Consider the following 26,345-nt stretch of genomic DNA (forward strand, 5'->3'; position numbering starts at 1 on the left):
GGCTGAGAAGGATGATTTCAATGCGCAAGATGATTCTGCAATGCAGCGCCCTGGCCCTGAGCCTGCTCGCTACCAACGTAATGGCCGCGGTGTCGCCGGAAGAAGCGAACAAGCTCGGCACCAGCCTGACCCCGTTGGGCGCCGAGAAGGCCGGCAATGCTGACGGCTCGATCCCGGCCTGGACCGGCGGCATCCCGAAAAACGCCGGTGCGGTGGACAGCAAAGGTTTCCTGGCCGACCCGTTCGCCACTGAAAAGCCGCTGTTTACCATCACCGCGGCGACGGTCGACAAGTACAAGGACAAGCTCTCCGATGGTCAGATAGCGATGTTCAAGCGCTACCCCGAGACCTACAAGATTCCGGTCTACCCGACCCATCGTACCGTGGCTGTGCCATCGGAAATCTATGAATCGGCCAAGCGCAGCGCGCTGAACGTGACACCGATCAACGACGGCAACGGTCTGGCCAATTTCACCGGCAATCGCTACTACGCCTTTCCGATTCCGAAGAACGGTGTCGAGGTGATCTGGAACCACGTCACCCGTTATCACGGCGGTAACCTGCGCCGCACCATCACCCAGGCAACGCCTCAATCCAATGGCGATTTCACCGTGATCCGCTTCAAGGACGAGGTCGCTGTGCCCTCGCTGCTGGGTGATTTGAAACCCGGCAGCGACGAGAACGTGCTCAGCTACTTCAAGCAGGAAGTGACTGCGCCGGCGCGGCTGGCGGGCAACGTGTTGCTGGTGCATGAGACCCTCGACCAGGTCAAGGAACCGCGCAAGGCCTGGATTTACAACGCTGGCCAGCGACGCGTGCGGCGTGCGCCGCAAGTGGCCTATGACGGCGTGGGCACCTCGTCCGATGGCCTGCGCACCACCGACAACTTCGACATGTTTTCCGGTGCACCGGATCGCTACGACTGGAAGCTGGTCGGCAAGAAGGAAATGTACATCCCTTACAACAGCTACAAACTCGACTCGCCGGACCTCAAGTACACCGATGTGATCAAGGCCGGGCATATCAATCAGGACCTGACCCGCTATGAGTTGCACCGGGTCTGGGAGATCGTCGCCACGGTCAAGCCGAACGAACGACACGTGTATGCCAAGCGTCACATGTACATCGACGAAGACAGTTGGCAGGTGGCGTTGGCCGATCACTACGACGGTCGCGGTCAGCTCTGGCGTGTTGCCGAAGGGCACGCTCAGTACTACTACGATCACCAGGTTCCGGCGTATACCGTTGAAGCGCTGTATGACCTGATTGCCGGTCGCTACATTGCCCTGGGGATGAAGAACGAGGAGAAGCGCAGTTTTGAATTCGGTATCGATGCCAAATCAGGGGACTACACGCCGGCAGCCCTGCGGAGTACAGGGGTGAGGTAATCAGTCCTACAGGCTCCTACAGAAAAAGGTGACCTCGTGGTCACCTTTTTTATAGGTGTCGATCAGTGTGTTGAATACTTCTTCAACAAGCCGTGTGGAGAGGGCTAGGGTGGCGCCATAAATATAAAAAGGCGCACCACAATGACTGCCATGACTCCGTGTCTGGACCGTCCTGGACTCCTGCCCCGTTTGTCTTCCCATCATCTGTCTCGCGAGCGGTTGATCGAGCCGTTGCTGGCATCGACGGCGCGGGTGAAATTGCTCTGTGCGCCCGCTGGCAGCGGCAAGAGTGCGCTGCTCGTCGAATGCCTGTTGCAGGCGCCTGCACAGTGTCGGGTCTGTTGGCTGCCGTTGGCGGGGGCGCCGATGAGTGCGGTCGACTTTCGACAGAGACTGGCTCAAGCGCTGGGGTTGGGCTCGTCGGCCGAACCCGCATTGCTGGAGTCTCTGGCTCGCGCACAGACGCCGACGTGGCTGTTTCTCGATGACTATTGCCGTATCCCCCACTCGGACCTCGACCTGTTGCTCGACCGGATGTTGGCCATCAGTAGCCCGATGATCACCTGGTGGCTGAGTGGTCGCCGCCGTCCGCAATGCAATTGGCCACGGTTGTTACTCGATGACGAGCTGTACGACTGCGCGCCTTCCACGCTGGCGTTCAATCAAGGTGAAGTCGAAAAACTGCTGCATCACCTGGAGCCGGCCCTGGCTGCGAAAGGTGCCAGCAGGATCATCGAGCGCAGTGGCGGCTGGTGCGCAGGCGTACGGATGGCGCTGCTGCAAAAATGCGACTGGTCACGCAACGACACGGCCCACAGCCGGGCGGACACCCTGCACGACTATCTGGAACACGAGCTGTTTGGCAGTCTGACCCCGGAACTGACGGAAGCCTGGCGCGTGCTGGCCCACTTGCCGCGATTCAATGCCCGGCTGTGCGACCACCTGTTCGGAGCAGGCGAGGGTGCTCAATGCCTGGGCACGTTGCTGGCGTTGGGGTGTTTCATTGAACCCTGGCAAGACTCGACAGACTGGCTGCAGATTTTCGCCCCTCTCACGCAATTGGTGCGCGAAGAACCATGGCCGGCGGGACGCTCCTGGCATCGTCGCGCCTGTCAGTGGTTTGCGGCGGAACTGGACTGGAAGGCTGCATTTGAACAGGCCTTGCTGGCCGAAGAGTTCGAGGTCGCCGTCAGCCTGTTGCAGCATTTCAGTTTCGAGCACCTGTTCGAGGAGCAGACGGTGGTGCTCTTGTTGCGTCTGCATGAACAGCAAGGCAAGGAATTGATGCTCGGCTCGTCGCAATTGGTCGGGCTGGTGACTGCGGCCTTGTTGTTTGCCGGACGATTCGAGCAAGCGGGGGAATGCATTGAGCATTTGTCGCGCTTCACCCCTCAGCCGTCCGCGTTGCAGCAACGGCAATTGATCGCGCGCTGGCAGGCGCTGCAGGGGTGGTTGCTGCATTTGCAGGGACGCATGGACGGCTCGCGCGCACATTTTCTCGATGCGCTCAGCGACCTCGGCCCCGAGCTCTGGACCGCCCGACTGATGTGCCTGTCCGGCTTGACGCAACAGGCGTTGCTCAGGGGCGAACTCGATGTTGCGCAGGCGGTTAACCGTGAGGCGTTGTGCCTGGCCCGGGCGCAGGGTTCACTGGTATTTGAAGGCGTGCTGGAGCTCGATCACGCGCAATTGCTCGAACAGCGCGGAGCGTCCGGCAGGGCCGAGAGCCTGCTCGCTAACATGCACGGGCTGCTCACCCGTCAGCAACCGCTGGCCGAACCCTTGCTGGGGCGAATTGCCCTGCGTCGTGGGCGGCTGAGTTTGTCTCAGGGCCAGGAAGCGCAGGCGGCCTCGTATTTTGAGAGCGGGTTGCAAATCTGCCTGCGCAACCAGGACAAGCGAGCGCTGTATGGTTTCCTCGGTCTGGCGCAACTGGCCGCCAATCGACTGGATTACGCCCAGGCCTTCGTCCTGTTGCGTGACGCTGAACGGTTGATGCAACAACGACGGATTCCAGACACGGTCTACCGCGGTGTGCTGCTGTACTTCAGCTGCCATTTCTGGCTGCAGCAGGGTCGCCCGGAGTTGGCGCATGAAGCCCTGACGCGGGTGCTGCGCCACTATCACGGGCCCCATGCGCGGCAGGCTCCGCCGGCAACGCTGGAGTTGATCCCGGGTCTGGAATATCTGCTGGTGCTGACCGAGGTGTATCTGGGGGCGGCGCAAACTCCCTTGGCTCGGCTTGAAGTTCTGCTGGAGTGGGCCAGGCAGCGGGGGATGTCGGGGCTGCAAGCGCAATTGCAGTTGGCGCTGGTTGAAGTGGCCTGGCTGACGGGGCACTCATCCACGGCCCGGCAGTCGCTGCAGGAAGGTTTGGCACTGGTTGAGCGCTGCAACGTTCACCAGGCCTTGCGCGATTTGCAGTTGCGCCAGCCACGGTTGCTGGAGGCCGTAGGGCGTGCCGAGTCGTGTGATGATCCGCAGGCGATGGCGTTTGCCCAGAATCGGTTAAGTCAGCGCGAAATAGAGGTGCTCAAGTTAGTGGCCCAAGGTAACTCGAATCAACAAATCGCCGATCTGTTATTCATATCTTTACATACGGTAAAAACTCACGCGCGACGGATTAACGGGAAGTTGGGAGTGGAGCGGAGGACTCAGGCTGTAGCGAAGGCAAAAGTCTTGGGAATTGTTGTTTGAGATTTTTTAGTTGTTTGTTTACGAATTCATACAAGTTACGGGGTGTACTTCGTTAGTTGGAGTGATTATAAAGTCGGTGTCGGCCCGTCAATTTGTATTTGTCTTTTTGAACGTGTGTTGGTCGACCCCTATTTATAGTAAGGATGCTATTTGTGAAAAATTATTTACTGGAAGAAGTGAGCGAGAAGCTCGGCAAGATTTTCAACGACATGGGCTATGCGATCAATGTTGATGAAACTTTTCTGACTTCGGTAGTGACCAACGATGAGGGTAAGCAGGTCGTTGATTACTCCGAAAGTCTAAGTTGGGCGATCATGGAGAAAGTGCAGGCGGATGAATTGCCGGCTTTCGATGATACTTATGCGGGTATTTTCTCCGAACGATGGACTTTTGATCCTGCTTATCGAATTATCGAACTGGATATGATCGACCTTAATCATGTAGGCCGTATCGTGGTCGAGTCCTACCGAAACAAATAATTGCTCTCAGCAGGCAGCCAAATAATTTAAACGGGTGGCTCATACCCCATCCGCCAACTTACGGCCCGGGTCGCCGCCAGCAATCGCTGCGCCGCCGGGCCGTTTTCGTCGGCGTGGAACAGCGACGCGGGGCCGACGATAGTCATGACCGCCGCCACGTGCCCGACCGCGTTGAATACCGGCGCCGACAACGCATCGACCCCCGGCATCAGCAAACCATGCACATGATGCAGGCCGCGATCGCGGATCTGTTCGCACAAGGTCTTGTAGACGTGATCATCCGACAGGGCATGAGCGCTGGCGATTTGCAGTTCCTGCTCGCGCAGGTCGACGGTTTCGCGCTTTGGCAGATACGCGCCAAATACCAGGCCGGTGGATGAACTGAGCAACGGCAACACCGAGCCCAATTGCGTCACCACCGTGACGGCACGTACCGCCGGTTCGATATGCACCACCGTCGCACCCTGATTGCCCCACACTGCCAAAAAGCAGGTCTCGTTCAACTCATCGCGCAATTCGGCCAAGGGCAGGGCGGCGACTTTCAGCACGTCCATACTGTTGAGCGCTGCCAGACCCACGCGCAAGGCTTCGCGGCCCAGACCGTAATGGTTGGTGGCGGTGTTCTGCTCGGCAAAACCACTGGCGATCAGTGCCTGTAAATAGCGGTGAACCTTGCTCGCCGGCATCTGCACATGTTCGGCCAGACGCGATAACGAAGTCGAGGGCGACAACTCGGCCAGGGCCTTGAGGATGTCGGTGCCGACTTCGGCCGAGCGGACTTTCTGTTTACCGTTGCTGAGCGGCTTTTCCATGGAGGCGGTGTGATCCCGGGACGAATGGGCGTCTTTATAGCTTGACGGTCAATACCAATCAAATTACGTTATGCGTAATTGAATTACGATAAAAATAACCAAGGCGTGCCAGTACCTTCTCAACGGAGTGACAGGCCACGGCCTACTCCCTGTTCAGGAGGCTCCATGAACCTCGATTCAACGGCGCCCGCGCTGGCTTATCAGTCCGGCTTCGGCAACGAGTTCAGCAGCGAAGCGTTGCCCGGCGCACTGCCCGTCGGCCAGAACTCCCCGCAAAAAGTCCCGTACGGCCTCTACACCGAACTGTTCTCCGGCACCGCGTTCACCATGGCCCGCAGTGAAGCGCGGCGCACCTGGATGTACCGCATTCAGCCGTCGGCCAATCACCCGGCGTTCGTCAAACTGGATCGGCAACTGGCTGGTGGTCCATTGGGGGAAGTCACCCCCAATCGGCTGCGCTGGAACCCGTTGGAGATGCCGACCGAACCCACCGATTTCATCGACGGGCTGGTGAGCATGGCCGCCAACTCGGGCGGGGAAAAACCGGCCGGGATCAGCCTCTACAACTACTGCGCCAACCGCTCCATGGAGCGGGTGCTCTTCAACGCGGACGGCGAACTGTTGCTGGTTCCGCAACTGGGTCGCCTGCGCATCGCCACCGAACTGGGCATGCTGGACCTCGAACCGCTGGAAATCGCCGTACTGCCTCGCGGTCTGAAATTCCGCGTCGAACTGCTCGACCCGCAAGCCCGCGGTTACATCGCCGAAAACCACGGTGCGCCACTGCGTCTGCCGGACCTGGGGCCGATCGGCAGCAATGGCCTGGCCAACCCGCGGGACTTTCTGACCCCGGTCGCCCATTACGAACACCTCAAGCAACCCACTACCCTGGTGCAGAAATTCCTCGGCCAGTTGTGGGGGTGCGAGCTCGATCATTCGCCGCTGAACGTGGTCGCCTGGCACGGCAATAACGTGCCGTACAAGTATGACCTGCGCCGTTTCAACACCATCGGCACGGTCAGTTTCGATCACCCGGATCCGTCGATTTTCACCGTCCTGACCTCGCCGACCAGCGTTCACGGTCTGGCCAATCTCGACTTTGTGATCTTCCCGCCGCGCTGGATGGTGGCCGAAAAAACCTTCCGGCCACCGTGGTTCCACCGCAACCTGATGAACGAATTCATGGGCCTGATCCAGGGCGAATACGACGCCAAGGCCGAAGGCTTTTTACCCGGTGGCGCGTCGTTGCATAGCTGCATGAGCGCCCACGGCCCGGACGGCGAAACCTGCACCAAGGCGATCAACGCCGAACTGGCCCCGGCGAAAATCGACAACACCATGGCCTTCATGTTCGAGACCAGCCAAGTGCTGCGCCCGAGCCGTTTCGCGCTGGATTGCCCGCAACTGCAAAACAACTACGATGCTTGCTGGGCCACGCTGCCCGCCACTTTCGACCCGACCCGGAGATAATCCATGACTCAGACTTCCATCACTCGTAGCTGGGTTGCCTCCGCCAACGGCCATGCGGATTTCCCGCTGCAAAACCTGCCATTGGGCGTATTCAGTGTGAAGGGTTCGGCACCGCGCAGTGGCGTGGCCATCGGCGAACATATTTTTGATCTGGAAGCGGCGCTCGACGCCGGCCTGTTCGACGGCGCTGCAAAAGTTGCGGTCGAAGCCACCCGTGGCGGCCAGCTGAATGCTTTTTTCGAGCTGGGTCGCGAAGCTCGCGTTGCCCTGCGCGAACGTCTGCTGGAACTGCTCAAGGAAGGCAGCACGCTGCACGGCAAGATCGAAACCCAAGGTGCGAAACTGCTGCCACTGGCGGCGAATTGCGAGATGCACCTGCCGGCGAAAATCAACGATTACACCGACTTCTACGTCGGCATCGAGCACGCGCAAAACGTCGGTAAATTGTTCCGTCCCGACAACCCGTTGCTGCCGAACTACAAATACGTGCCGATCGGCTACCACGGCCGCGCCTCGACCATTCGCCCGTCCGGCACCGACGTTCGCCGCCCGAAGGGCCAGACCCTGCCGGCCGGTCAGACCGAGCCGACGTTTGGCCCGTGCGCACGTCTGGACTACGAGCTGGAACTGGGTATCTGGATCGGCCAGGGCAACGAGATGGGCGACTCGATTGCCATCGGTGACGCCGCCGATCACATCGCCGGTTTTTGCCTGCTCAACGACTGGTCGGCGCGGGACATCCAGGCCTGGGAATACCAGCCGCTCGGTCCGTTCCTGTCGAAGAGTTTCATCACCAGCATCTCGCCGTGGGTGGTGACGGTCGAAGCGCTGGAGCCATTCCGTCGCGCTCAACCTGCACGCCCGGAAGGCGATCCGCAGCCGCTGCCGTACCTGCTCGATAAACGCGATCAAGCCGCTGGCGCCTTCGACATCGAACTGGAAGTGCTGCTGCTCACCGAAGGCCTGCGCGAGCAGAACCTGCCGGCCCATCGCCTGACCCTGAGCAACACCAAGCACATGTACTGGACCGTGGCACAAATGGTCGCGCACCACAGCGTCAACGGTTGCCAGTTGCAGGCCGGTGACCTGTTTGGTTCGGGCACGTTGTCGGGACCGGAAAACGGTCAGTTCGGCAGCCTGCTGGAAATCACCGAAGGCGGTAAAAAACCGATCGAGCTGGCCTCGGGCGAGGTGCGTAAATTCCTCGAAGACGGCGACGAAATCATCCTGCGCGCCCGTTGCAGCCGTGACGGGTTTGCTTCCATCGGTTTCGGTGAATGCCGCGGCAAAGTGCTGCCGGCGCGCTAAGAGGATCGGGTCATGGAACTCTATACCTACTACCGTTCCACCTCGTCTTACCGGGTGCGAATCGCGCTGGCGCTCAAGGGCCTGGACTACCAGGCGCTGCCGATCAACCTGATCGCGCCGCAAGGTGGCGAACATCGGCAGCCGCCGTATCTCGCCATCAATCCGCAAGGCCGGGTTCCGGCGCTGCGCACCGACGAAGGCGAACTGCTGATCCAGTCACCGGCGATTATCGAGTACCTGGAAGAGCGTTATCCACAGGTCCCGTTGTTGTCAAAAGACCTCGCCGCTCGCGCCCATGAACGCGGCGTCGCGGCAGTGATCGGTTGCGACGTTCATCCGCTGCACAACGTTAGCGTGCTGAATAAGCTGCGTCAGTTGGGCCACGATGAGCCGCAGGTGGTGGAGTGGATCGGGCACTGGATCAGCCAGGGATTGGCGACGGTGGAGCAGTTGATGGGTGATGAGGGCTATTGCTTCGGCCCGCAGCCTGGGTTGGCAGATACCTACCTGATCCCGCAGCTGTACGCGGCCGAGCGCTTCAATATTTCGCTTGAGGCGTATCCACGGATTCGCCGGGTGGCGGCGCTTGCAGCGACACATCCAGCCTTCATCAAGGCCCATCCGGCGAACCAGCCAGACACCCCTTGAATCAGAAGTAAGGTCAAAAGATCGCAGCCTTCGCCAGCTCCTACATTGGGATGGCGTACACCCTGTAGGCGCTGCCGAAGGCTGCGATCTTTTGCTTTTAATGGACGATGGAATTTGGCGGCAAATGCCCCAGCCGTTCAGTCAGGCGAATCCGCTGGATCGGGTCGTCGCTGAGCAGCAACGCATGCTCCAGGTCGAAGCGCTCGGCATTCGGGCAATCCAATCGCTGATAGAGACTTGCCCGCGCCAGGTAATCAGCTGCGCTGGCGTTACCCAGTTCCAGCACACGTTCGGCGTCGATCAGGGCACCGATGTAGTCATCGTGAGAAAGGTGCAACTGGCGCAGGTTACGCGACAACCGCTGCAGCATTTGCACCGGCTCGGCTGTCAGCAAATGCTCGGCATTGAGTTTCATGTTCGGGCCGTACTGGCGTTGCAGCAGTTCCCGACAATCGTTGGGGTACAGACGACGGCCACCGCATGGGTCGAGCAGGTGATCGGCGCCCGGTACCCGCAGCAGGAAATGCCCGGGGAAGTTGACCCCGACCATGGGGATTTCCAGACCCTTGGCCAGCTCCAGCGCGATCAGTCCCAGGGCCAGCGGCTGGCCACGCCTGCGTTCCAGCACTTTGTTGACCAATGCCGCTTGCGGGCGCAAGGGGGTGAAGTCGTCCTGAGCGAAGCCCAGGTCATTCATGCGCCGCAAAAGCGGTTGGGCCAATTCGCTCACCGGCAACATCGGCAAGCCATAACTGACCCGCTGTTGCAGGTCCTTGAAGTCAGCCAGCACCGCCTCGGGATTCACCTCTGTGTCGTGTTCGGCCGCCATCCATAGCGCCGCCTCGAACAGCGCGGGCGGTGAACGTTGCAGACAGGCGAAGAAGCATTGGCGGGGCGTCATCAAAATCTCCGGCGAATGCCTCGTTTTAGCCCCGTCTCCGGCATTCGTCCAGTGCCGTGCGTAGACGGTTGCAGGTTATGTCCGAAAGTCTGAATAGCGGCGGCGCTTATTCCGGTGCGCTTCTGCAATTTTTGGGCGCAAGCCTATACTGGCGACTACAAGAAGTGATTCGGGAGCCCCTACGATGTTCGCTCTCATGCAAAGCACTCGCCTTGAATCGCTGCATCTGAGCGTCGACCCTGTCACCGGGTTGAAGGCGGTCATTGCCATTCATAACAGCCGCCTGGGGCCTGCCTTGGGCGGCTGTCGTTACCTTGCCTACCCCAGCGACGAGTCCGCCGTCGAGGATGCCATTCGCCTCGCCCAAGGCATGAGCTACAAGGCAGCCCTGGCCGGGCTGGCTCAAGGCGGCGGTGTGGCGGTGATTGTCCGTCCGGTGCATGTGGAAAACCGCGCCGCGCTGTTCGAAGCCTTCGGACGCTGCATCAACCAACTCGACGGCCGCTACATCACTGCCATCGACAGCGGCACCTCGGTGGCGGACATGGATTGCATCGCCCAACAGACTCAACACGTCACCAGCACCACCTCGGCGGGCGACCCTGCGCCCCACGCGGCGATGGGCGTATTCACCGGCATTCGTGCCACTGCCATGGCCCGCTTGGGCAGCGATAACCTTGAAGGCCTGCGCGTGGCGATTCAAGGCCTGGGCAACGTTGGCTTTGCCCTGGCCGAACAGCTGCACGCCGCTGGCGCCGAATTGCTGGTCAGCGACATCGATCACGGCAAGGTGCAACTGGCCATGGAGCAACTCGGTGCTCACCCGATTGCCAACGATGCGTTGCTCAGCACACCGTGCGACATCCTCGCGCCTTGCGGCCTGGGCGGTGTGCTCAACAGCAACAGCGTGACGCAACTGCGCTGCTCGGCGGTGGCCGGGTCGGCGAACAACCAGCTGACTCATCTGGAAGTCGCCGATCAACTGGAGCGGCGAGGCATTTTGTATGCACCGGATTACGTGATCAATGCGGGTGGGTTGATCTATGTTTCGCTCAAACACCGCGGCGAAGAACTCACAACCATCACCGCGCACCTGTCGAAAATCAGCTCACGGCTGACCGAAGTCTTCGCCCATGCCCAGGCGGAAAAACGTTCCCCGGCGCGGGTGGCGGACGAGTTGGCGGAGAGAGTGTTGTACCGTTGAGCCGCGCATTTTTGTCGGACATGAAAAAGGCCCTGAGCCATTTGACTCAGGGCCTATTCAATTCGGGTGTCGCTTACTTGGCGGACTTGGCTGCTTTCGTCGGCTTGGTCGGCTCGGCGGCTTCGGTCGCTTCCACGGGTTCAATCACTTCGACAGGTACGTTGAGCAATTCGGACAGTGCATCCGGCTGGCTCTTGAACGCCTTGGCGAACACATCGCGATTTTTCGCCATGTAGATCCCGGCTTCTTCCACTTGCTGCTCGCTCAGGGACGGAACGGCTTTTTGCAACACTTCAGCCAGCAATTCGGCCAGTTCGAGCATTTTGTCATGACGGTCAGCTTCGGCTTTATCCATGAACAAGCGCTCCAGATCTCGGCTGCTGCGGTATACCACTTCGACGGCCATTCACCACCTCACATGCCTTCACATTAGTTGTCTGTTTCGACCACTGTATTTATATACAGCGAAAGGATAAGCGAATCCCTGCGCTTTGGGTAGTGGCTTTTTAATGTAGACCGAATTCAGGGTTTGTCAGGCCGACCCATCCCCACAGGGTGCGACCAAACGCCACGGAGCGCGTTTTAGAGCACCTCGCCATCATGTCGCAGGTGCCTCTGGCCTTTTTTCTGCATGCAGAACAACCGTCACGTCCAACCCGCATCATCCGCTCGAACCGAGCTAAGGAAGAACCATCGTGAAAATCAACTGGGCCGAGAAGCTGCGGCAGAACGTGCATGAACTGGCCGAGTCCCTGGGCAACCTGTTCGTCGAGACCTTCCATTACCTGGCGTTGTTCGCCATCGGTGCGGTGACCGCGTGGGCGGCGGTGATGGAGTTTCTGGGGATGATTGAAGAGGGGCACATCAAGATCGACGACATCTTGCTGCTGTTCATCTACCTGGAACTGGGGGCGATGGTCGGGATTTATTTCAAGACCAATCACATGCCGGTGCGTTTCCTGATCTACGTGGCGATCACCGCGCTGACACGTTTGCTGATCTCCAACGTCTCACACCACAATCCGCCGGACCTGGGGATCATCTACTTGTGCGGCGGGATTTTGCTGCTGGCGTTTGCGATTCTGGTGGTGCGCTACGCCTCGTCGCAATTCCCTTCAGTGAAGATCGAACACCCGCAACGCAAGAGCGGTGCGGGTTCCGGTGAATATCCTGAAGTGGAGAAGGGCGAGCTTTAAAGCCTTATGGAGGGTCGGGGCTGGCCTTTGATTTGTGGCGGCGGCAGGTTGCGATTGTCGCCGTCGGTCATGGCCTCGAGGATGGTCATGGCGCTGTGGCCCTGTTCGATGGCAATGCCGAACTGGATGCTTTGCACCAAGCGTTTGAGGCGCTTGGGGTCGTTGCGTTGTTCGGCGCTGATCATCCGTTTGGCAACCACGCGGCCACTGTTGGAGAGGGTCAGCATGATGCTGCCATCCAGACCCTGAATGCTCAGGTTGATCTGGTAATCCGGTGCAAAAGCATCGGTAATGAGCTGAAATGGGTTGTCCATGATGCGTCACCGCCTGATTGAACGTGCAGTTGTTGACCGGCCATGATCGGGTTGGTTCGCAATACCGGACCATCGGCAAGCCGTTCGCGGAGGTCTTCAAAAGTCCTTTTTGTCTCAGGAGGGACGTAGCAAGGGGCATGCCGGAAAATTTGTCGAACAATAGACACGGCAAAAAAGAGGCGGGCAGTGTGGCCCGCCTTCTTTTTGCCTGCCCGTTTCAGGGCATCAATGAGTGGATGACCGCTGACAGTGCAGTCAAATCGATCAGCACTCCACCCAGCTGACCGCCAGGCCGCCCCGTGAAGTCTCTTTGTATTTGTCGTGCATGTCGGCGCCGGTATCGCGCATGGTGCGGATCACTCGGTCCAGGGAAATGAAGTGTTTGCCATCGCCACGCAGGGCCATTTGCGTGGCGTTGATCGCCTTCACGGCGGCGATTGCGTTGCGCTCGATGCAAGGCACTTGCACCAGACCGCCGACCGGGTCGCAGGTCAGGCCGAGGTTGTGTTCCAGGCCGATTTCTGCGGCGTTTTCCAGTTGCTCCGGCGTGGCGCCGAGGACGTCGGCCAGACCGGCGGCGGCCATGGCGCAAGCCGAACCCACTTCGCCCTGGCAGCCCACTTCGGCGCCGGAAATCGACGCGTTTTTCTTGCAGAGAATGCCGACAGCCGCTGCGCCCAAAAAGAACGCCACAACGTCATCGTCCGAGGCGTCCGGGTTGAATTTCATGTAGTAGTGCAGCACTGCCGGAATGATCCCCGCCGCGCCGTTGGTCGGTGCCGTCACCATCCGCCCGCCCGCAGCGTTTTCTTCGTTCACGGCGAGCGCGAACAGGTTCACCCACTCCATGGCCGATAGCGTGGAGGTGATGACATTCGGCTTGCCGATTTCCAACAGGCTGCGGTGCAATTTCGCCGCACGGCGAGGAACATTCAGACCGCCCGGCAGAATGCCTTCGTGGCGCAGGCCTTGCTCGACGCACTCGCGCATCACCGACCAGATGTGCAGCAAGCCCTGACGGATGTCGGCCTCGCTGCGCCAAGCCAGTTCGTTGGCCATCATCAACTCGGAAACCCGCAACCCGTGCTGGTGGCAGAGCTTGAGCAATTCGGCGGCACTGGAGAAATCGTACGGCAGCACCACGTCGCTGGTCGGCGCAATGCCGGACTCGGCTTCGGCTGCTTCGACGATGAAACCGCCGCCGATCGAATAGTACGTTTGCTCCGACAACTCACCGGTTTCGCCAAAGGCTGTCAGGGACATGGCGTTCGGGTGGTAGGGCAGGCTCTCGTCGAGCAGCAGGAGATCGCGTTGCCAGTTGAAGGCGATGGTCGTTTTGCCGGCCAGGGACAACTCACCGGTTTCGAGCAGGGCCTGGATGCGGCTGTCGATGGACGTGGGATCGATGCTGTCCGGCCATTCGCCCATCAGGCCCATGACGCAGGCACGGTCGGTGGCGTGGCCGACGCCCGTGGCGGAAAGGGAACCGTAAAGGCGGATTTCTACTCGACGTACGGCGTCCAGCAAACCTTGGTCAATCAGTGTCTGGGCGAAGGTCGCAGCGGCACGCATCGGGCCGACGGTATGGGAACTGGACGGACCGATACCGACTTTGAAGAGATCGAAAACACTGATAGCCATGCTAAAGCCTATACAAGCAATGGAAGAGGAATCGCTGCCATTTCTGTAGGACAAGCGCAATTTCAGCGATACTGCCAACCTCAGTCCAGTGTGACCAACGAAACTTCCTAAGACAGCCTTTAGCAGGACTAAACGATGAGCCGTCAATTGCATGCCCAGACTTACGTCTGGCTGCACGTGTTTTCCTGTGCCGCGCGGCACTTGTCGTTCACCCGATGCGCCGAAGAACTGCACATCACGCCGGGTGCGGTCAGTCAGCAAGTCCGGCAACTGGAGGAGCGGCTGGGGTTTCGACTTTTCCACCGACGCGCTCGCGGCGTGGAACTGAGCGCGGAGGGCCAGCGACTGGCCATTACGGTCAACGAGGCCTATGGCAGCATCGACGCAGAATTGCGACGACTGGACGCGGGAATAATCAGCGGGACTTTGCGGGTGCGCTCGATTCCGTCGTTCCTGAGCAAATGGCTGACCCCGCGGTTGCCGCGGTTGCAGCAGCGCTTTCCGGACATTCAATTGCGCCTGGTGGCGGAGGACAGCAGCGTGCCGTTGCACGAGGGCGACTTCGATCTGGCCATCGACCTGAATGACGGCAGTTATCCGGGGTTGTTATCCACAGCCTTGCTCGACGAGCAGATTTTCCCGGTGTGCGCCCCGAGCCTGTTGCGTGGCCGGCCACCGCTGCATGGCCCGGCGGACCTGGTGCATTTCCCTTTGCTGCACGACATCACCGCCTGGCGCGGCAGTTACGAGTATGCGGAATGGGAGTTCTACCTCAACGCCATCGGTTTCGAGGGCGCGGACGTACGGCGCGGGCACACCTTCAATCGCAATCACCTGACCATCGAAGCGGCGATCGCCGGCATGGGCGTGGCGATTGCGCGGCGAACGTTGCTGAACGATGAACTGGAGCGCGGGGCGTTGATCGTGCCGTTTGGCCTGGCGGTGCCCAATCACAAGCGTTACATGTTGCTCTATGCGCCGGGCGCGCTGAGCCATCCGGGCGTACGCGCGGTGCATGACTGGCTGGTGGAAGAGGCGGGGATTTTTCGCAGCCTGCACCCGCTGGGGCAGCGGCAGATGTGAGCAACTATTACAGAAGAGAGGGGCGACCCAACTCCCGACCTTAACAGCGCTTTTGTCCGTTGTCCGGCTTTTTTTGCGAATCAAAATTTATCTTTTTTTAGGGGTTGAATTGTTCTGCGCACAGACCGATTGTGTAAGTAAGAGGTCACGGTGATGACGCCCAAGGGCTAGCCGAAGGGCCTCTAGCGAGCTAGCTGAAATAAGGGATGAACTATGCAAATCCAAGTCAACAGCGATAACCATATTCAAAGCAGCATCCGACTGGAGGAGTGGGTACGTACTACCATTGAGAGCACGCTCGAACGTTATGAAGAGGACCTGACCCGTGTCGAGGTTCACCTGCGGGATGAAAACGGCGACAAGCCCGGACCGCACGACATGCGCTGCCAACTGGAAGCGCGGCCAAAAGGCCACCAACCGATTTCTGTAACCCATAAGGCCGCTAACCTGGAACTGGCCATTGATGGTGCCGCCGAAAAACTCGAGCATGCGCTAGAGCATCTGTTCGGCAAACTGCGGGGCAAACCACGTGCCGCTGTGGTGCCGTTCGAGAGGGGCGCGGCCGATGCGCTGCTGGAAGACGAGTTTCTCGAGAACGAACAGGCTGCGCAAAACGGCTGAAGCCTGATTTACTTTTACCATCCACCAAAAATACGGGCCTGCCATTGCAGGCCCGTTCTTGTTTGTGGACTTACTCATTTCATTGTGGCGAGGGGGCTTGCCCCCGTTGGACTGCGCAGCAGTCCCAAACCTCCTATCGAGTTTTATCAGAAAACCGTAAGAGCCGGTCTGCGGCTGCTTCGCAGCCGAACGGGGCAAGCCCCTCGCCACAAGTGTGCTCGACTAAAGATATCTGTGATCGGGGCCCTTCGTACTTGCCTGTGGTGGTGTCAACAAACAATCTCATCCGATCTTTTTTTGCGTATGAGAATATTTATCATTAATATTGCGGCCTTGTTGGCCCCGTAACGTTCTCGCGGCCTCACCCGTTTCAAGGTCGAAACATGAAAGGCAAAATCAGCACGCTCCCCGTTTCCTACCGACTGGCGGTCACTTCGCGGGTGCTGGCCGCTGTGCTGGGCGGTTACCTCGTCGCGGCGCTGGCCAGTGTTTCTCTGACGATGTGGTTGCCGATGGCCCGCGCCGACGCCGTGGTGACCGGGATGATGACCTCGTTTCTGGCCTACCTGATCGCGGTGCTCTGGTGCTTTGCCTGTCGCAGTGCGTGGCAGGCCTGGTTCGGGTTGATTGTGCCGAGTCTGGTGCTGGCGGCTGTTTCGGGGTTGGCTTACTGGATGGGGCACTCATGAAAGAGGGCTTTCGGCAGGCCATGGCCTGGCTGCACACCTGGGCCGGTTTGACCTTCGGCTGGCTGCTGTTCGCGATTTTTCTGACCGGCACACTCGCCTATTTCAAGGACGAGATCAGCCACTGGATGCAGCCGGAAATTCCTGCCCGTTCGGTATCGTCCGAAGCCAGTCTGACACTGGCCCAGGATTATCTTCAGCAACACGCCGCCGGTGCCTCGCGCTGGCTCATCGATTTGCCCGACACCCGGGAACCCGGCCTTTCGGTGCGGTGGCAGCAGGCTCCGGCCAAACCCGGCACGCGTGGCCAATTCACTGAAAAACTCCTCGACCCGCAAACCGGCACTGAAGTGCAGGGCCGGGAAACCACGGGCGGCGAGTTCTTCTACCGCTTCCACTTCCAACTGCAAATGCCCTACCCGTGGGGGCGCTGGCTGTCGACCATCGCGGCCATGGTGATGTTCATCGCGCTGATCAGCGGGATCATCACGCACAAGAAAATCTTCAAGGACTTCTTTACCTTCCGACCGCGCAAGGGCCAGCGTTCCTGGCTCGACGGGCACAACGCGGTCGGCGTACTGGTGCTGCCGTTTCACCTGATGATCACCTACAGCAGCCTGGTGATTTTCATGTCGATGGTGATGCCCGCGAGCATCCTGGCCTCCTACAAGGGTGATGTCCGGGCGTTTTACGATGAGGTATTTCCGGCTTCCAATACACCCGCGCTCGCAGGCAAACCGGGTCAGTTGGCACCTTTGGCGCCCTTGCTGGAACGGGCTCGCGAGCAGTGGGCGGGCGGGCGAGTCGGGCGGCTGACGGTGAACAATCCGGGCGATGCAAATGCCTCGGTCGTGCTGGTGCGTGACGGCGCCGACCGGGTCGTCCACGACTTTGGCAGCGCAGTGACCTTCAACGGCGTCACCGGACAACTGATTGGCACGACCCCGCAGCAATCGCTGCCGAGGGCCATTGCTAGCAGTTTCTATGGCTTGCACATGGGCCATTTCGCCGGTCCGGTGTTGCGCTGGCTGTACTTCATTTGCGGATTGGCGGGCACGGCGATGATCGGCACCGGGCTGGTGATCTGGCTCGGTAAACGTCAGCTCAAACACACGAAAAGTGGCGTCATGCCGTTCGAACTGCGGCTGGTGGAAGTGCTGAACATCGCCAGCATGGCGGGGTTGATGGTCGCCGTGGCGGCGTTTTTCTGGGCCAATCGATTGCTGCCGGTCGGGATGGCCGGGCGGGCGGATTGGGAAGTGAACGGCTTCTTCATTGTCTGGGGCTTGAGCGTATTGCATGCCATGGTTCGCCGAGGTCGCGCGGCGTGGGTCGAACAATTGGCGCTGGCGGCGTTGCTGTTCGGCGCGGTGCCGTTGCTGAACGCCCTGACCACGCCGTATCACTTGGGCGTCACGCTGGTACAGGGCGATTGGGCCATGGCCGGTTTCGATCTGACGTGCCTGGGCAGTGGTCTGTTTTTCGCGTGGGCTGCGTGGAAAATGCAGCGCTCGGGAAAGGCTGATGCCGTTATCCGGGAACGTGCGCAACCGATCACCCTTGAGCGCGAGGCGAACTGAATGTTGCTGGCCCTGTTGCTCTGCTATGGCGGTTTCACCGCGCTGTGTTTGTCGATGGATCGGCATCATGTTGAACTGCTGGGGCGCAAGCCGTCTTCCCGTCGCCGCCAGAATATGAAACTCGGTGGCTGGCTGCTGCTGGCATTGTCGCTGTGGGCGGCGGTGTCGGCGACGGGCTGGGGCCTTGGATTGGTCGAGTGGTTCGCGGTGTTGATGCTCAGCGCTTTGGTGCTGGTGCTGTTGATGCCGTATCGCCCGCGTCTGGCGTTGTCATTGGCCGGGTTGGGCCTGCTGGCCAGCCCCCTTGCCGCATTTGCGCAGTATTGACCCGATGATCACCAGCCCACCCGATTCCCACGACGACGAACCTCGCGGAGCGCGTGCGCATTTCCTGCAAGTGTTCCTGTCCCAGCGCTCGCAGATGGAAGCGCTGGTGAGTCGTCGCGTTGGTTGCCGGGCAACGGCGGCGGACCTGGTGCAGGACTTGTTTCTGCGTTTCTGGCGTCGGCCGCTGGTGCAGGTCGAAGAACTCAGCACTTATCTGCTGCGTTGCGCCGGCAACATCGCCATCGACCATTTGCGCAGCGAAGGTACGCGGGTGCGGGTCAATGAAGGCTGGATGCCGGATCAACCAGACAGCCAGGGCAGTGAACCGCAAGCCGCGCTGGAGGCGGGCAACGATTTACGTCACGTCGAAGCGGCGTTGCGCGCGTTGCCTGAGCGCACGCGGCAGATTTTTTTGCTCAACCGCATCCATGGCCGCAAATACGCCGAGATCGCCAAGGCGATGGGTTTGTCCCAAAGTGCCGTGGAAAAACATATGATGCGCGCGCTCGAAGCCTGTAAGGCCAGCCTGCGGGAACCCGAACCGCGCACGCCAGGGAAAGCACCGTGAACCACATCCAGCGCGTCACCCCGACGCCCGCCCAGGAGCAGGCCGCTTTCGCTTGGCTGAGCCTGTTGCATGACCAGCCCAGCAGCGGCGATCAGGCCACTTTCAGCCATTGGTTGCAGGCCGATCCTGCCCACGCCGAGGCTTACGCCCAGGCGCAAGTGGTGTGGGAATTGACCGAAGTGCCGGCGCGGTCCCTGGCCGATGAAGATGCATTTGCCTTGCAGGGCTACCTCAACGCCATGAATCGCTCGCGCCGCAGCAATGTCCGGCGTTGGTCCGGTGCGCTGGCGATGGCCGCGTGCCTGTTGTTGATGATCAGCCTCGGGGCAGGCTGGCAGCCGATGCGCTGGGTCGATGATCTGGGTGCTGACTATGTGTCGGCTCCGGGAGAAATCCGCACCGTCACGTTGGCCGATCAGTCGCAAGTCACCCTGGATGCCGACAGTGCAATCGCCGTGGATTTCAGCCGCGGTGAACGGCATGTACAGCTGCGTCGCGGTGCCGGTTTTTTCAGCGTGACGCACACCGGCGAGCCGTTTGTGGTCGATGCTGAAAAGGGTCAGGCGCGGGTGTTGGGCACGCAGTTTGAAGTGCGCCTGCAACCCCGTGGCGCTCAGGTGACGGTGTTGTCCGGACGGGTCGGCGTGGCGGCAGACAAACACACGGAACAGCAAATTCTGACCGCTGGCCAGCAAGTCGCGTATGGCGATGGCGTGGTGGAAAAACTGCATGCCGTCGACAGCGAAGCGCAGTTGGCGTGGCGTCAGGGCTGGCTCAATTATTACAAGGCGACGCTGGCCGAGGTGGTGCAGGATCTGGGGCGTTATTACCCGGGGCGGATCGTGTTGCTCAACGATGACCTCGCGGCGCGGCGAGTCAGTGGCAGCTTTCCGAGCAAGGACCCGCAGGCGGTACTGAGTTCGCTGCAGGGGGTGTTGGGGTTTGAGCAGCAGACGGTGTTGGGGCATCTGATTATTTTGCGTTGAGGCAACATCAAAAGATCGCAGCCTTCGGCAGTTCCTACATGAGTACGCGTTCCTCTGTAGGAGCTGCCGAAGGCTGCGATCTTTTGATCTTTTCAAATATTTTCAACTTTCTGGTGAGGTAAACCCGAGGCCCATCCGTGTAGTGACTGAAACTGCGAGTCATTCGCATTCGTAGCGGTTCTACACAGGTCATGAGCAATGAAGTCCAGGGCAAAATCGGGTTTGGTCAAACAATGGTTGGGTGTGTCGGCGTTGAGCTTTTCGGCGTTGGCGCTGTTGCCGTTGAGTGTGGCGGTGGCGGCTGAGGCCGGCAGCACGCAGCAGCGTACGCAGTTCAGCTTCGCGATGGCCGCCAAACCGCTGCCCCAGGCCTTGAGCGACTTCAGCCGGATCACCGGCATCAGCGTGGTCTACACCGATGAAGCGCCCTACGGCCTTACGGCGCCAGCCGTCAGCGGGCAGATGAGTGCCGAACAGGCGATGCAGCGTTTGCTCAGTGGTTCGGGATTCACCTTCCGTCGCACCGACGGCCACACGCTGGTCCTGGAACCGCTGCCCACCGAAGGCACCTTGAACCTCGGCGCGACCACCATCACCTCGGTGATGGATCAAACCATGAGCTACCAGCCGCCGCCCACCAGCTCGGTGATGCGCTCGTCGGCCTTGCTCCAGGAAATCCCCCAGACCGTCAACGTGATCCCGGCCCAGGTCATTCGCGATCAGGCACCGCGCAATCTGGATGATGCGCTGGCCAACGTCAGCGGCATCACCCAGCGCAATACACTGGGCAGCACTCAGGACTCGGTGATGACGCGCGGTTTTGGCGACAACCGCAACGGCTCGATCATGCGCGACGGCATGCCGGTGGTGCAGGGCCGTGGCCTCAACGCCACCGTGGATCGGGTCGAAGTGCTCAAGGGGCCGGCCTCCTTGCTCTACGGCATCCAGGACCCGGGGGGTGTGGTCAACATGGTCAGCAAGAAGCCTGAACTTGAGCAGTACAACGCGTTGACCCTGCGTGGCTCGACCTACGGCAACGGCAAAAACGGCAGCGGTGGCGGCCTCGACAGCATGGGCGCGCTCGGTGATTCCGGGTTGGCGTACCGCATGGTGCTGGACCACGAAGACGAAGATTACTGGCGCAGCTTCGGCACCCATCGCGAGACGCTGGTGGCGCCATCGCTGGCCTGGTTCGGCGAAAGCACCACGCTGTTGTTCGCCTATGAACACCGCGAATTCTTGACCCCGTTCGACCGTGGCACGCTGATCGACCCGCGTGACAACCATCCGCTGGACATCTCCCGTGATCGTCGCCTCGACGAGCCGTTCAACAACATGGAAGGGCGCTCGGACCTCTATCACTTCGAGGCCGACCATGAGCTCAACGACAACTGGAAAGCCCACTTCGGCTACAGCTGGAACCGCGAAACCTACGACGCCAGTCAGGTGCGCGTCACGGCCATCAACACCGCCAGAGGCACCCTGACCCGCAGCATGGACGGCACCCAGAACGCGATCAGCACCGACCGCTTCACCACCGCCAGCCTCGAAGGCAAGGTCAAGGTCGCGGGCATGCAGCATGACCTGGTGTTCGGCGTCGATGACGAGTACCGCAAGATCTACCGCGAAGATCTGATCCGCCAGAAAAGCCTGACCACCTTCAGCTACCTCAACCCGGTTTATGGCCGTGAGGTCGAAGGCTCCACCGTCAGCCCGGCCGACAGCGCCCAGACCGATTTGCTGCGCAGCGACTCGCTGTTCCTGCAGGACTCGATCCACCTCACTGATCAGTGGATTCTGGTGGCCGGCGGACGTTTCCAGGCGTACGACCAGTACGCCGGCAAAGGCGTACCGTTTAAGGCCAACACCGACAGCAACGGCCAGAAATGGGTGCCGCGCGCCGGCCTGGTGTATCGCTACACCGACGCGCTGTCGTTCTATGGCAGCTACACCGAATCGTTCAAACCCAACTCGACCATCGCCCCGCTGAGCGGTAGCAGCACCGTGCTCGACGGCAGCGTCGCACCGGAAGAAGCCAAGTCCTGGGAAGTGGGGGCCAAGCTTGATATTCCGGGGCGTGTGACCGGTAACGTCGCCCTGTTCGACATCAAGAAACGCAATGTGCTGGTGGCCAACTCCGAAGGCCCGGTGACGATCTACAGCGCTGCGGGTGAAGTGCGTTCCCGTGGCCTGGAAGTGGACCTGACCGGCCAGCTCAGTGACCGCTGGAGCATGATCGGCAGCTATGCCTACACCGACGCCGAAGTCACCGAAGACCCGGACTACAAGGGTAAAAAACTGCAAAACGTCGCGAAGAACACCGGCTCGTTGTCGGCGGTCTACGACTTTGGCACCATCGTCGGCGGCGATCAGCTGCGGGTCGGCGCGGGGGCGCGGTATGTGGGGGAACGGGCGGGCAATGCGGTGAACGATTTCGATCTGCCGAGCTACACCGTGGCCGATGCATTCGCCACCTACGACACCAAGGTCGAAGGGCAGAAGGTCAAGTTTCAACTCAACGTGAAAAACCTGTTTGACCGCACTTACTACACCTCGGCGGCGAGCCGGTTCTTTGTGTCGATGGGGGATTCACGGCAGATTTCGTTGTCCAGCACGTTGGAATTCTGAGGGTAGACCGCGTCATCGTTCATCGCGGGCAAGCCGGTCTCGCTCCCACATTTGGAATGCATTCCCCTGTGGGAGCGAGCCTGCTCGCGATGGCGGCATGACGGACGCTGAAAATTTCAGGACTACCGCAAAAACGCCTGCCGATACTCCCCAGGCGTCCCACCCATTGCCTGCCGAAACCGATTGGTAAAGTGACTGGCACTGGCAAACCCGCACGCCAACGCAATCTCCCCCAACGGCTGCGACGTCGAGCGCAGCAACTCCCGCGCGCGGCTCAGTCGTCGTGCCAGCACGTACTGATGCGGCGGCAATCCAAAGCTCTCACGAAACATCCGCGCAAAGTGATACTCCGACAGCGCACACAACCCCGCCAATTGCCCCAGGCTGATGGCCTCGGCCAGCTGACTGTCGATGAATTCCACCAACTGCCGTCGCTGATGCGCCGCCAATCCGCCCTTGAGCCGCAATCCCTCGCGCAGGCCGACCTGGCCAAGCAACACGTGGCTGAGCATTTCGTGAGCCAGGCTGCTGGTGAGCAGACGTTCGCCGGGCTCCTCCCAATTGAGTGTGATCATCTGGCGAAAACGCCGGGCTTGCAGTGGGTCGTCGAGAAACGTGCCTTCGCGCAATTGCAGTTCGCGAGGTTCGCGGTCCAGTAGCGTGACGCAGCCGAGGGCGAATTGCTCTGGGCTGAAATAAATATGGGCCAGGCGAATGTCACCGTTGATCACCCAGCCGGACTGATGTTCGGCCGGCAGAATGCACAGCTTGTCCGGGCCGCCCTTGGTACCGGGCTGGTCGCGGCGAAAGGTACCGGTGCCGCCGGCGATGTAGCAGGACAAGGTGTGGTGACTGGGTGCTTCGTAGTCCTGGGCGTCGTGATGGTTGCTCCACAAGGCTGCAGCCATGCCGTCACCGAGCTCGGCGCTGTGCTCGAGGCGAGCATTGGGCGAGCGGTTGAGGGCTTGAAAAACTTGCAGGGTTTCCAGTGCGGGCATGATCTGTTCTCTCCAACGCCTTGCATCCTACTCCGTAGAAATTGCGCTGCCAGCCTGCGCTTCGACAAAAGCGCAAGTTTATGCAAGTGCGGCGAGGCTTGAGGCGGGACACTGAACCCCTATCGAGGAGCCTTGTCATGAACCTTTCGTTGTACTTGCTGACCGTGCTGATCTGGGGCACCACCTGGATTGCCTTGAAATGGCAACTGGGCGTGGTGGCCATTCCGGTGTCGATCGTCTATCGTTTCGGCCTCGCTGCGCTGGTGCTGTTCGTGATGCTGCTGCTCAGCAGAAAGCTGCAAGTGATGAACCGCCGCGGGCACCTGATCTGCCTGGCGCAAGGGTTGTGCCTGTTTTGCATCAACTTCATGTGCTTCCTCACCGCCAGCCAGTGGATCCCCAGCGGTCTGGTCGCCGTGGTGTTTTCCACCGCCACCCTGTGGAACGCCTTCAACGCTCGGGTGTTCTTCGGCCAGAAAATCGCTCGCAACGTGCTGATGGGCGGTGCGCTCGGCTTGCTCGGGCTTGGCCTGCTGTTCTGGCCGGAGTTGGCTGGCCACACCGCCAGCCCGGAAACATTACTCGGGTTGGGCCTGGCGCTGCTCGGCACCCTGTGTTTCTCGGCAGGCAACATGCTGTCGAGCCTGCAACAGAAGGCCGGGCTCAAGCCCCTGACGACCAACGCCTGGGGCATGGCTTATGGCGCGGCGATGCTGTCAGTATGGTGCCTGGTCAAAGGCATACCGTTCGACATGGAATGGAATGCGCGCTACATCGGCTCGCTGTTGTATCTGGTCATCCCCGGTTCGGTGATCGGCTTCACCGCCTACCTGACGCTGGTCGGGCGCATGGGGCCTGAGCGTGCGGCCTATTGCACCGTGTTGTTCCCGGTGGTGGCGCTCAACGTGTCGGCGTTTGCCGAAGGTTACCAGTGGACCGCTCCGGCGCTGGCAGGGCTGGTGATGGTCATGCTGGGTAACGTGCTGGTTTTTCGAAAACCCAGTGCAAGGGTCAAACCGGTAGCAGGCAAGTTGGCATGAACACTACAGTGCTTATTTGTCGTTTGTCAGGGCCAGGTATATCAGCGCCAGGAACATGTATTCGATATTACTTCGTGCCCAATCAAAGGCATTGCGCTGAGCGGAATACTCCATGTCGAACCACTCGTTAAGTATGATGATGTAGAGGATGTAGTAAACAAAAATAGCGATGGTCAAACCCACGATGGCAAACTTCTTGGCCTCGTGAAAATCGTTGCGCGACGCATTGATATTTCGGTAAAGCTGATAAGTGCCGAACAGACAGCTGAACGTATATATGATCTCAAGGGTTATGATCATCCAGTAAAACCGGTGGTGAAACAAGGGTGAGCCGACGGCCCGGTAGAGGCGGGAGTCGTTACCCTCGGTAGTGCTCATACTGATGATCAGCCCGATATACTCGGAATAGGCTGTGTAGTCGGTAAAATTATTGAAGAGAGTGACTAGGCCGAATATTGCCGCCATAAAAACAATCAGTACTTTACTCCGCCTGATTGTGCAGACGGCGGTGAAGTTGTTCATGTGGGTGTTCTCCGAATATACGTTTTGTGGTGCTTTAAAAGTTGCTCGGAGTTTATAGCTTTTGTGCATAAGGGCTGATGAGGACTGAGTGCAAGTTGTGTCGCTTGTTATTGTTCCCATGAGCGAGTGGTGATTTGAAATAGGAAGTTTTGCTGTTGTTAGTAGCCGAACATGTGTGCGATCGTTGTGGCAAGCGGCACGTCGAGCACGACGTGCCGTGATTCAATCAGCCTTGCCAGACTTGTGGGTTCACCAAGTCTTGCGGCCGCTCACCCAACAAGGCGCTGCGCAGGTTGGCCAAGGCCCGGTTGGCCATCGCTTCGCGGGTTTCATGGGTGGCTGAGCCGATGTGCGGCAAGGTCACCGCGTTCTTCAGTTGGAACAGCGGCGATTCGGCCAGCGGTTCTTTCTCATAGACGTCCAGCCCGGCGCCACGAATGCGGTTGTTTTGCAGCGCCTCGATCAGCGCCGGCTCGTCCACTACCGGGCCGCGGGCGATGTTCACCAGAATGGCGCTCGGTTTCATCAAGGCGAGTTCGCGATGGCTGATCAGGTGCCTGGTTTTCTCGCTGAGCGGCACCACCAGGCAGACGAAATCGGCTTCGGCCAGCAACTGATCCAGGCTGCGGAACTGCGCGCCGAGTTCCTGTTCCAGCTCGGTCTTGCGGCTGTTGCCACTGTAGATAATCGGCATGTTGAAACCGAGCCGACCGCGACGGGCGATGGCGGCGCCGATATTGCCCATGCCGACGATGCCCAGGGTTTTGCCGTGCACATCGCAACCGAACAAGGGTGCGCCGACGGTGGCTTGCCACTGACCGGCCTTGGTCCAGGCGTCCAGTTCAGCCACGCGCCGGGCGCTGCTCATGAGCAAGGCGAAGGCCAGGTCGGCGGTGCTTTCGGTGAGGACGTCCGGGGTGTTGGTGAGCATGATGCCGCGTTCGTTCAAGTAGGCGACATCGTAGTTGTCGTAGCCGACCGAGACGCTGGAAACCACTTCCAGTTTGCTCGCGTTTTCCAGCTGCGCGCGGCCCAGTTTGCGGCCGACGCCGATCAGGCCGTGGGCGTGGGGCAGGGCTTCGTTGAACTGGGCATTGATGTCGCCGTTTTTCGGATTCGGCACGATGACGTCGAAGTCTTGCTTGAGGCGTTCGACCATTTCGGGCGTGACACGGCTGAAGGCGAGGACGGTCTTTTTCATGGGAGGAGGGCTCGTCGGGCGTGGAGAATGCCAAGCACGCTAACATT

Annotated in this window: 24 protein-coding genes and 1 pseudogene; 17 read left to right on the plus strand and 8 right to left on the minus strand. The window is 60.0% G+C overall.

What is annotated here, in order from left to right; translation table 11 throughout:
- The first annotated feature begins 20 nt into the window (after nt 1-20).
- The 3 genes from ACYZUD_RS28590 to ACYZUD_RS28600 all read left to right on the plus strand — a co-directional run bounded on the left by ACYZUD_RS28590 (nt 21) and on the right by ACYZUD_RS28600 (nt 4,564).
- A complete protein-coding gene (locus ACYZUD_RS28590) occupies nt 21-1,388 on the plus strand; it encodes a DUF1329 domain-containing protein (protein ID WP_462021195.1) in 1,368 nt (455 codons plus the stop codon).
- A 141-nt stretch (nt 1,389-1,529) separates the two neighbouring features.
- On the plus strand, nt 1,530-4,085 hold the full coding sequence (locus ACYZUD_RS28595) for a LuxR C-terminal-related transcriptional regulator (RefSeq protein ID WP_462021196.1): 2,556 nt from the start codon (nt 1,530-1,532) through the stop codon (nt 4,083-4,085).
- A 143-nt stretch (nt 4,086-4,228) separates the two neighbouring features.
- Entirely contained in the window at nt 4,229-4,564 is a 336-nt protein-coding gene (locus tag ACYZUD_RS28600) for a hypothetical protein (RefSeq protein WP_462021197.1), read from the plus strand.
- A 26-nt stretch (nt 4,565-4,590) separates the two neighbouring features.
- On the opposite strand, the gene ACYZUD_RS28605 is transcribed toward ACYZUD_RS28600, so the two are convergent.
- The gene (locus ACYZUD_RS28605; RefSeq protein WP_462021198.1) at nt 4,591-5,376 is read right to left on the minus strand and encodes an IclR family transcriptional regulator; all 786 of its coding nucleotides are present in this window, start codon (nt 5,374-5,376) and stop codon (nt 4,591-4,593) included.
- 165 nt (nt 5,377-5,541) lie between these two features.
- Between ACYZUD_RS28605 and hmgA the strand changes: the two genes are divergently transcribed.
- The 3 genes from hmgA to maiA are packed head-to-tail and all read left to right on the plus strand — an operon-like array spanning nt 5,542 to nt 8,802.
- The gene (hmgA, locus tag ACYZUD_RS28610) at nt 5,542-6,846 is read left to right on the plus strand and encodes a homogentisate 1,2-dioxygenase (protein ID WP_462021199.1); all 1,305 of its coding nucleotides are present in this window, start codon (nt 5,542-5,544) and stop codon (nt 6,844-6,846) included.
- A 3-nt stretch (nt 6,847-6,849) separates the two neighbouring features.
- The gene (gene fahA / locus ACYZUD_RS28615; protein ID WP_462021200.1) at nt 6,850-8,154 is read left to right on the plus strand and encodes a fumarylacetoacetase; all 1,305 of its coding nucleotides are present in this window, start codon (nt 6,850-6,852) and stop codon (nt 8,152-8,154) included.
- Between the two features lie 12 nt (nt 8,155-8,166).
- Nucleotides 8,167-8,802 carry a maleylacetoacetate isomerase gene (gene maiA, locus ACYZUD_RS28620; protein ID WP_462021201.1) on the plus strand — a complete coding sequence of 212 codons (636 nt, stop codon included), beginning with the start codon at nt 8,167-8,169 and terminating at the stop codon, nt 8,800-8,802.
- A 97-nt stretch (nt 8,803-8,899) separates the two neighbouring features.
- On the opposite strand, the gene ACYZUD_RS28625 is transcribed toward maiA, so the two are convergent.
- Complete coding sequence (locus ACYZUD_RS28625; RefSeq protein WP_462021202.1) at nt 8,900-9,703, minus strand: SirB1 family protein; 804 nt, start codon at nt 9,701-9,703, stop codon at nt 8,900-8,902.
- A gap of 184 nt (nt 9,704-9,887) precedes the next feature.
- On the opposite strand from ACYZUD_RS28625, the gene ACYZUD_RS28630 reads away from it, so the two are divergent.
- Nucleotides 9,888-10,907 carry a Glu/Leu/Phe/Val dehydrogenase family protein gene (locus ACYZUD_RS28630; protein ID WP_462021203.1) on the plus strand — a complete coding sequence of 340 codons (1,020 nt, stop codon included), beginning with the start codon at nt 9,888-9,890 and terminating at the stop codon, nt 10,905-10,907.
- A gap of 166 nt (nt 10,908-11,073) precedes the next feature.
- Here ACYZUD_RS28630 and ACYZUD_RS28635 read toward each other — a convergent pair.
- Nucleotides 11,074-11,313 (minus strand): annotated as a pseudogene (locus ACYZUD_RS28635) (YebG family protein); the annotation flags it as partial.
- Between the two features lie 289 nt (nt 11,314-11,602).
- Between ACYZUD_RS28635 and ACYZUD_RS28640 the strand changes: the two are divergent.
- A complete protein-coding gene (locus ACYZUD_RS28640; RefSeq protein ID WP_462021204.1) occupies nt 11,603-12,103 on the plus strand; it encodes a phosphate-starvation-inducible protein PsiE in 501 nt (166 codons plus the stop codon).
- Here the strand turns inward: ACYZUD_RS28640 and ACYZUD_RS28645 are convergent.
- Both ACYZUD_RS28645 and ACYZUD_RS28650 read right to left on the minus strand, forming a co-directional pair.
- Entirely contained in the window at nt 12,100-12,417 is a 318-nt protein-coding gene (locus tag ACYZUD_RS28645; protein ID WP_462021205.1) for a DUF3509 domain-containing protein, read from the minus strand. The two genes, ACYZUD_RS28640 and ACYZUD_RS28645, sit on opposite strands and share 4 nt — an antisense overlap.
- 264 nt (nt 12,418-12,681) lie before the next feature.
- Entirely contained in the window at nt 12,682-14,058 is a 1,377-nt protein-coding gene (locus ACYZUD_RS28650) for an L-serine ammonia-lyase (protein WP_462021206.1), read from the minus strand.
- 135 nt (nt 14,059-14,193) lie between these two features.
- On the opposite strand from ACYZUD_RS28650, the gene ACYZUD_RS28655 reads away from it, so the two are divergent.
- The 8 genes from ACYZUD_RS28655 to ACYZUD_RS28690 all read left to right on the plus strand — a co-directional run bounded on the left by ACYZUD_RS28655 (nt 14,194) and on the right by ACYZUD_RS28690 (nt 22,537).
- Nucleotides 14,194-15,141, plus strand: coding sequence for a LysR substrate-binding domain-containing protein (locus ACYZUD_RS28655; RefSeq protein ID WP_462021207.1), 948 nt, complete (start codon nt 14,194-14,196; stop codon nt 15,139-15,141).
- A gap of 213 nt (nt 15,142-15,354) precedes the next feature.
- A complete protein-coding gene (locus ACYZUD_RS28660; protein WP_462021208.1) occupies nt 15,355-15,762 on the plus strand; it encodes an HPF/RaiA family ribosome-associated protein in 408 nt (135 codons plus the stop codon).
- Nucleotides 15,763-16,145: 383 nt separating this feature from the next.
- Complete coding sequence (locus tag ACYZUD_RS28665) at nt 16,146-16,451, plus strand: DUF3649 domain-containing protein (RefSeq protein WP_462021209.1); 306 nt, start codon at nt 16,146-16,148, stop codon at nt 16,449-16,451.
- Nucleotides 16,448-18,028, plus strand: a complete 1,581-nt coding sequence (locus tag ACYZUD_RS28670; protein WP_462021210.1) for a PepSY-associated TM helix domain-containing protein — start codon at nt 16,448-16,450, stop codon at nt 18,026-18,028. Before ACYZUD_RS28665 ends, ACYZUD_RS28670 begins: the two co-directional genes overlap by 4 nt.
- Nucleotides 18,029-18,355: a DUF3325 domain-containing protein gene (locus ACYZUD_RS28675; RefSeq protein ID WP_462021211.1), complete on the plus strand. Its 327-nt coding sequence runs from the start codon at nt 18,029-18,031 to the stop codon at nt 18,353-18,355.
- Nucleotides 18,356-18,359: 4 nt separating this feature from the next.
- Nucleotides 18,360-18,923 (plus strand): RNA polymerase sigma factor, encoded by a 564-nt coding sequence (locus ACYZUD_RS28680; RefSeq protein ID WP_462021212.1) that lies wholly within the window; start codon nt 18,360-18,362, stop codon nt 18,921-18,923.
- Nucleotides 18,920-19,909, plus strand: coding sequence for a FecR family protein (locus tag ACYZUD_RS28685; RefSeq protein ID WP_462021213.1), 990 nt, complete (start codon nt 18,920-18,922; stop codon nt 19,907-19,909). The genes ACYZUD_RS28680 and ACYZUD_RS28685 overlap by 4 nt, the downstream gene beginning before the upstream one ends.
- Nucleotides 19,910-20,107: 198 nt before the next feature.
- Nucleotides 20,108-22,537 carry a TonB-dependent siderophore receptor gene (locus ACYZUD_RS28690; protein WP_462021214.1) on the plus strand — a complete coding sequence of 810 codons (2,430 nt, stop codon included), beginning with the start codon at nt 20,108-20,110 and terminating at the stop codon, nt 22,535-22,537.
- Between the two features lie 122 nt (nt 22,538-22,659).
- Here the strand turns inward: ACYZUD_RS28690 and ACYZUD_RS28695 are convergent, their stop codons facing one another.
- A complete protein-coding gene (locus tag ACYZUD_RS28695) occupies nt 22,660-23,535 on the minus strand; it encodes a helix-turn-helix domain-containing protein (RefSeq protein ID WP_462021215.1) in 876 nt (291 codons plus the stop codon).
- 137 nt (nt 23,536-23,672) lie between these two features.
- Here ACYZUD_RS28695 and ACYZUD_RS28700 point away from each other — a divergent pair, with 137 nt between their 5' ends.
- Complete coding sequence (locus ACYZUD_RS28700) at nt 23,673-24,575, plus strand: DMT family transporter (protein ID WP_462021216.1); 903 nt, start codon at nt 23,673-23,675, stop codon at nt 24,573-24,575.
- Between the two features lie 12 nt (nt 24,576-24,587).
- On the opposite strand, the gene ACYZUD_RS28705 is transcribed toward ACYZUD_RS28700, so the two are convergent.
- Together ACYZUD_RS28705 and ACYZUD_RS28710 are read right to left on the minus strand one after the other, a co-directional pair.
- On the minus strand, nt 24,588-25,097 hold the full coding sequence (locus tag ACYZUD_RS28705; RefSeq protein ID WP_462021217.1) for a DUF2165 family protein: 510 nt from the start codon (nt 25,095-25,097) through the stop codon (nt 24,588-24,590).
- Between the two features lie 226 nt (nt 25,098-25,323).
- On the minus strand, nt 25,324-26,298 hold the full coding sequence (locus ACYZUD_RS28710) for a 2-hydroxyacid dehydrogenase (RefSeq protein ID WP_462021218.1): 975 nt from the start codon (nt 26,296-26,298) through the stop codon (nt 25,324-25,326).
- Between the last annotated feature and the right edge of the window lie 47 nt (nt 26,299-26,345).

The sequence above is a fragment of the Pseudomonas sp. XS1P51 genome (assembly GCF_054897845.1).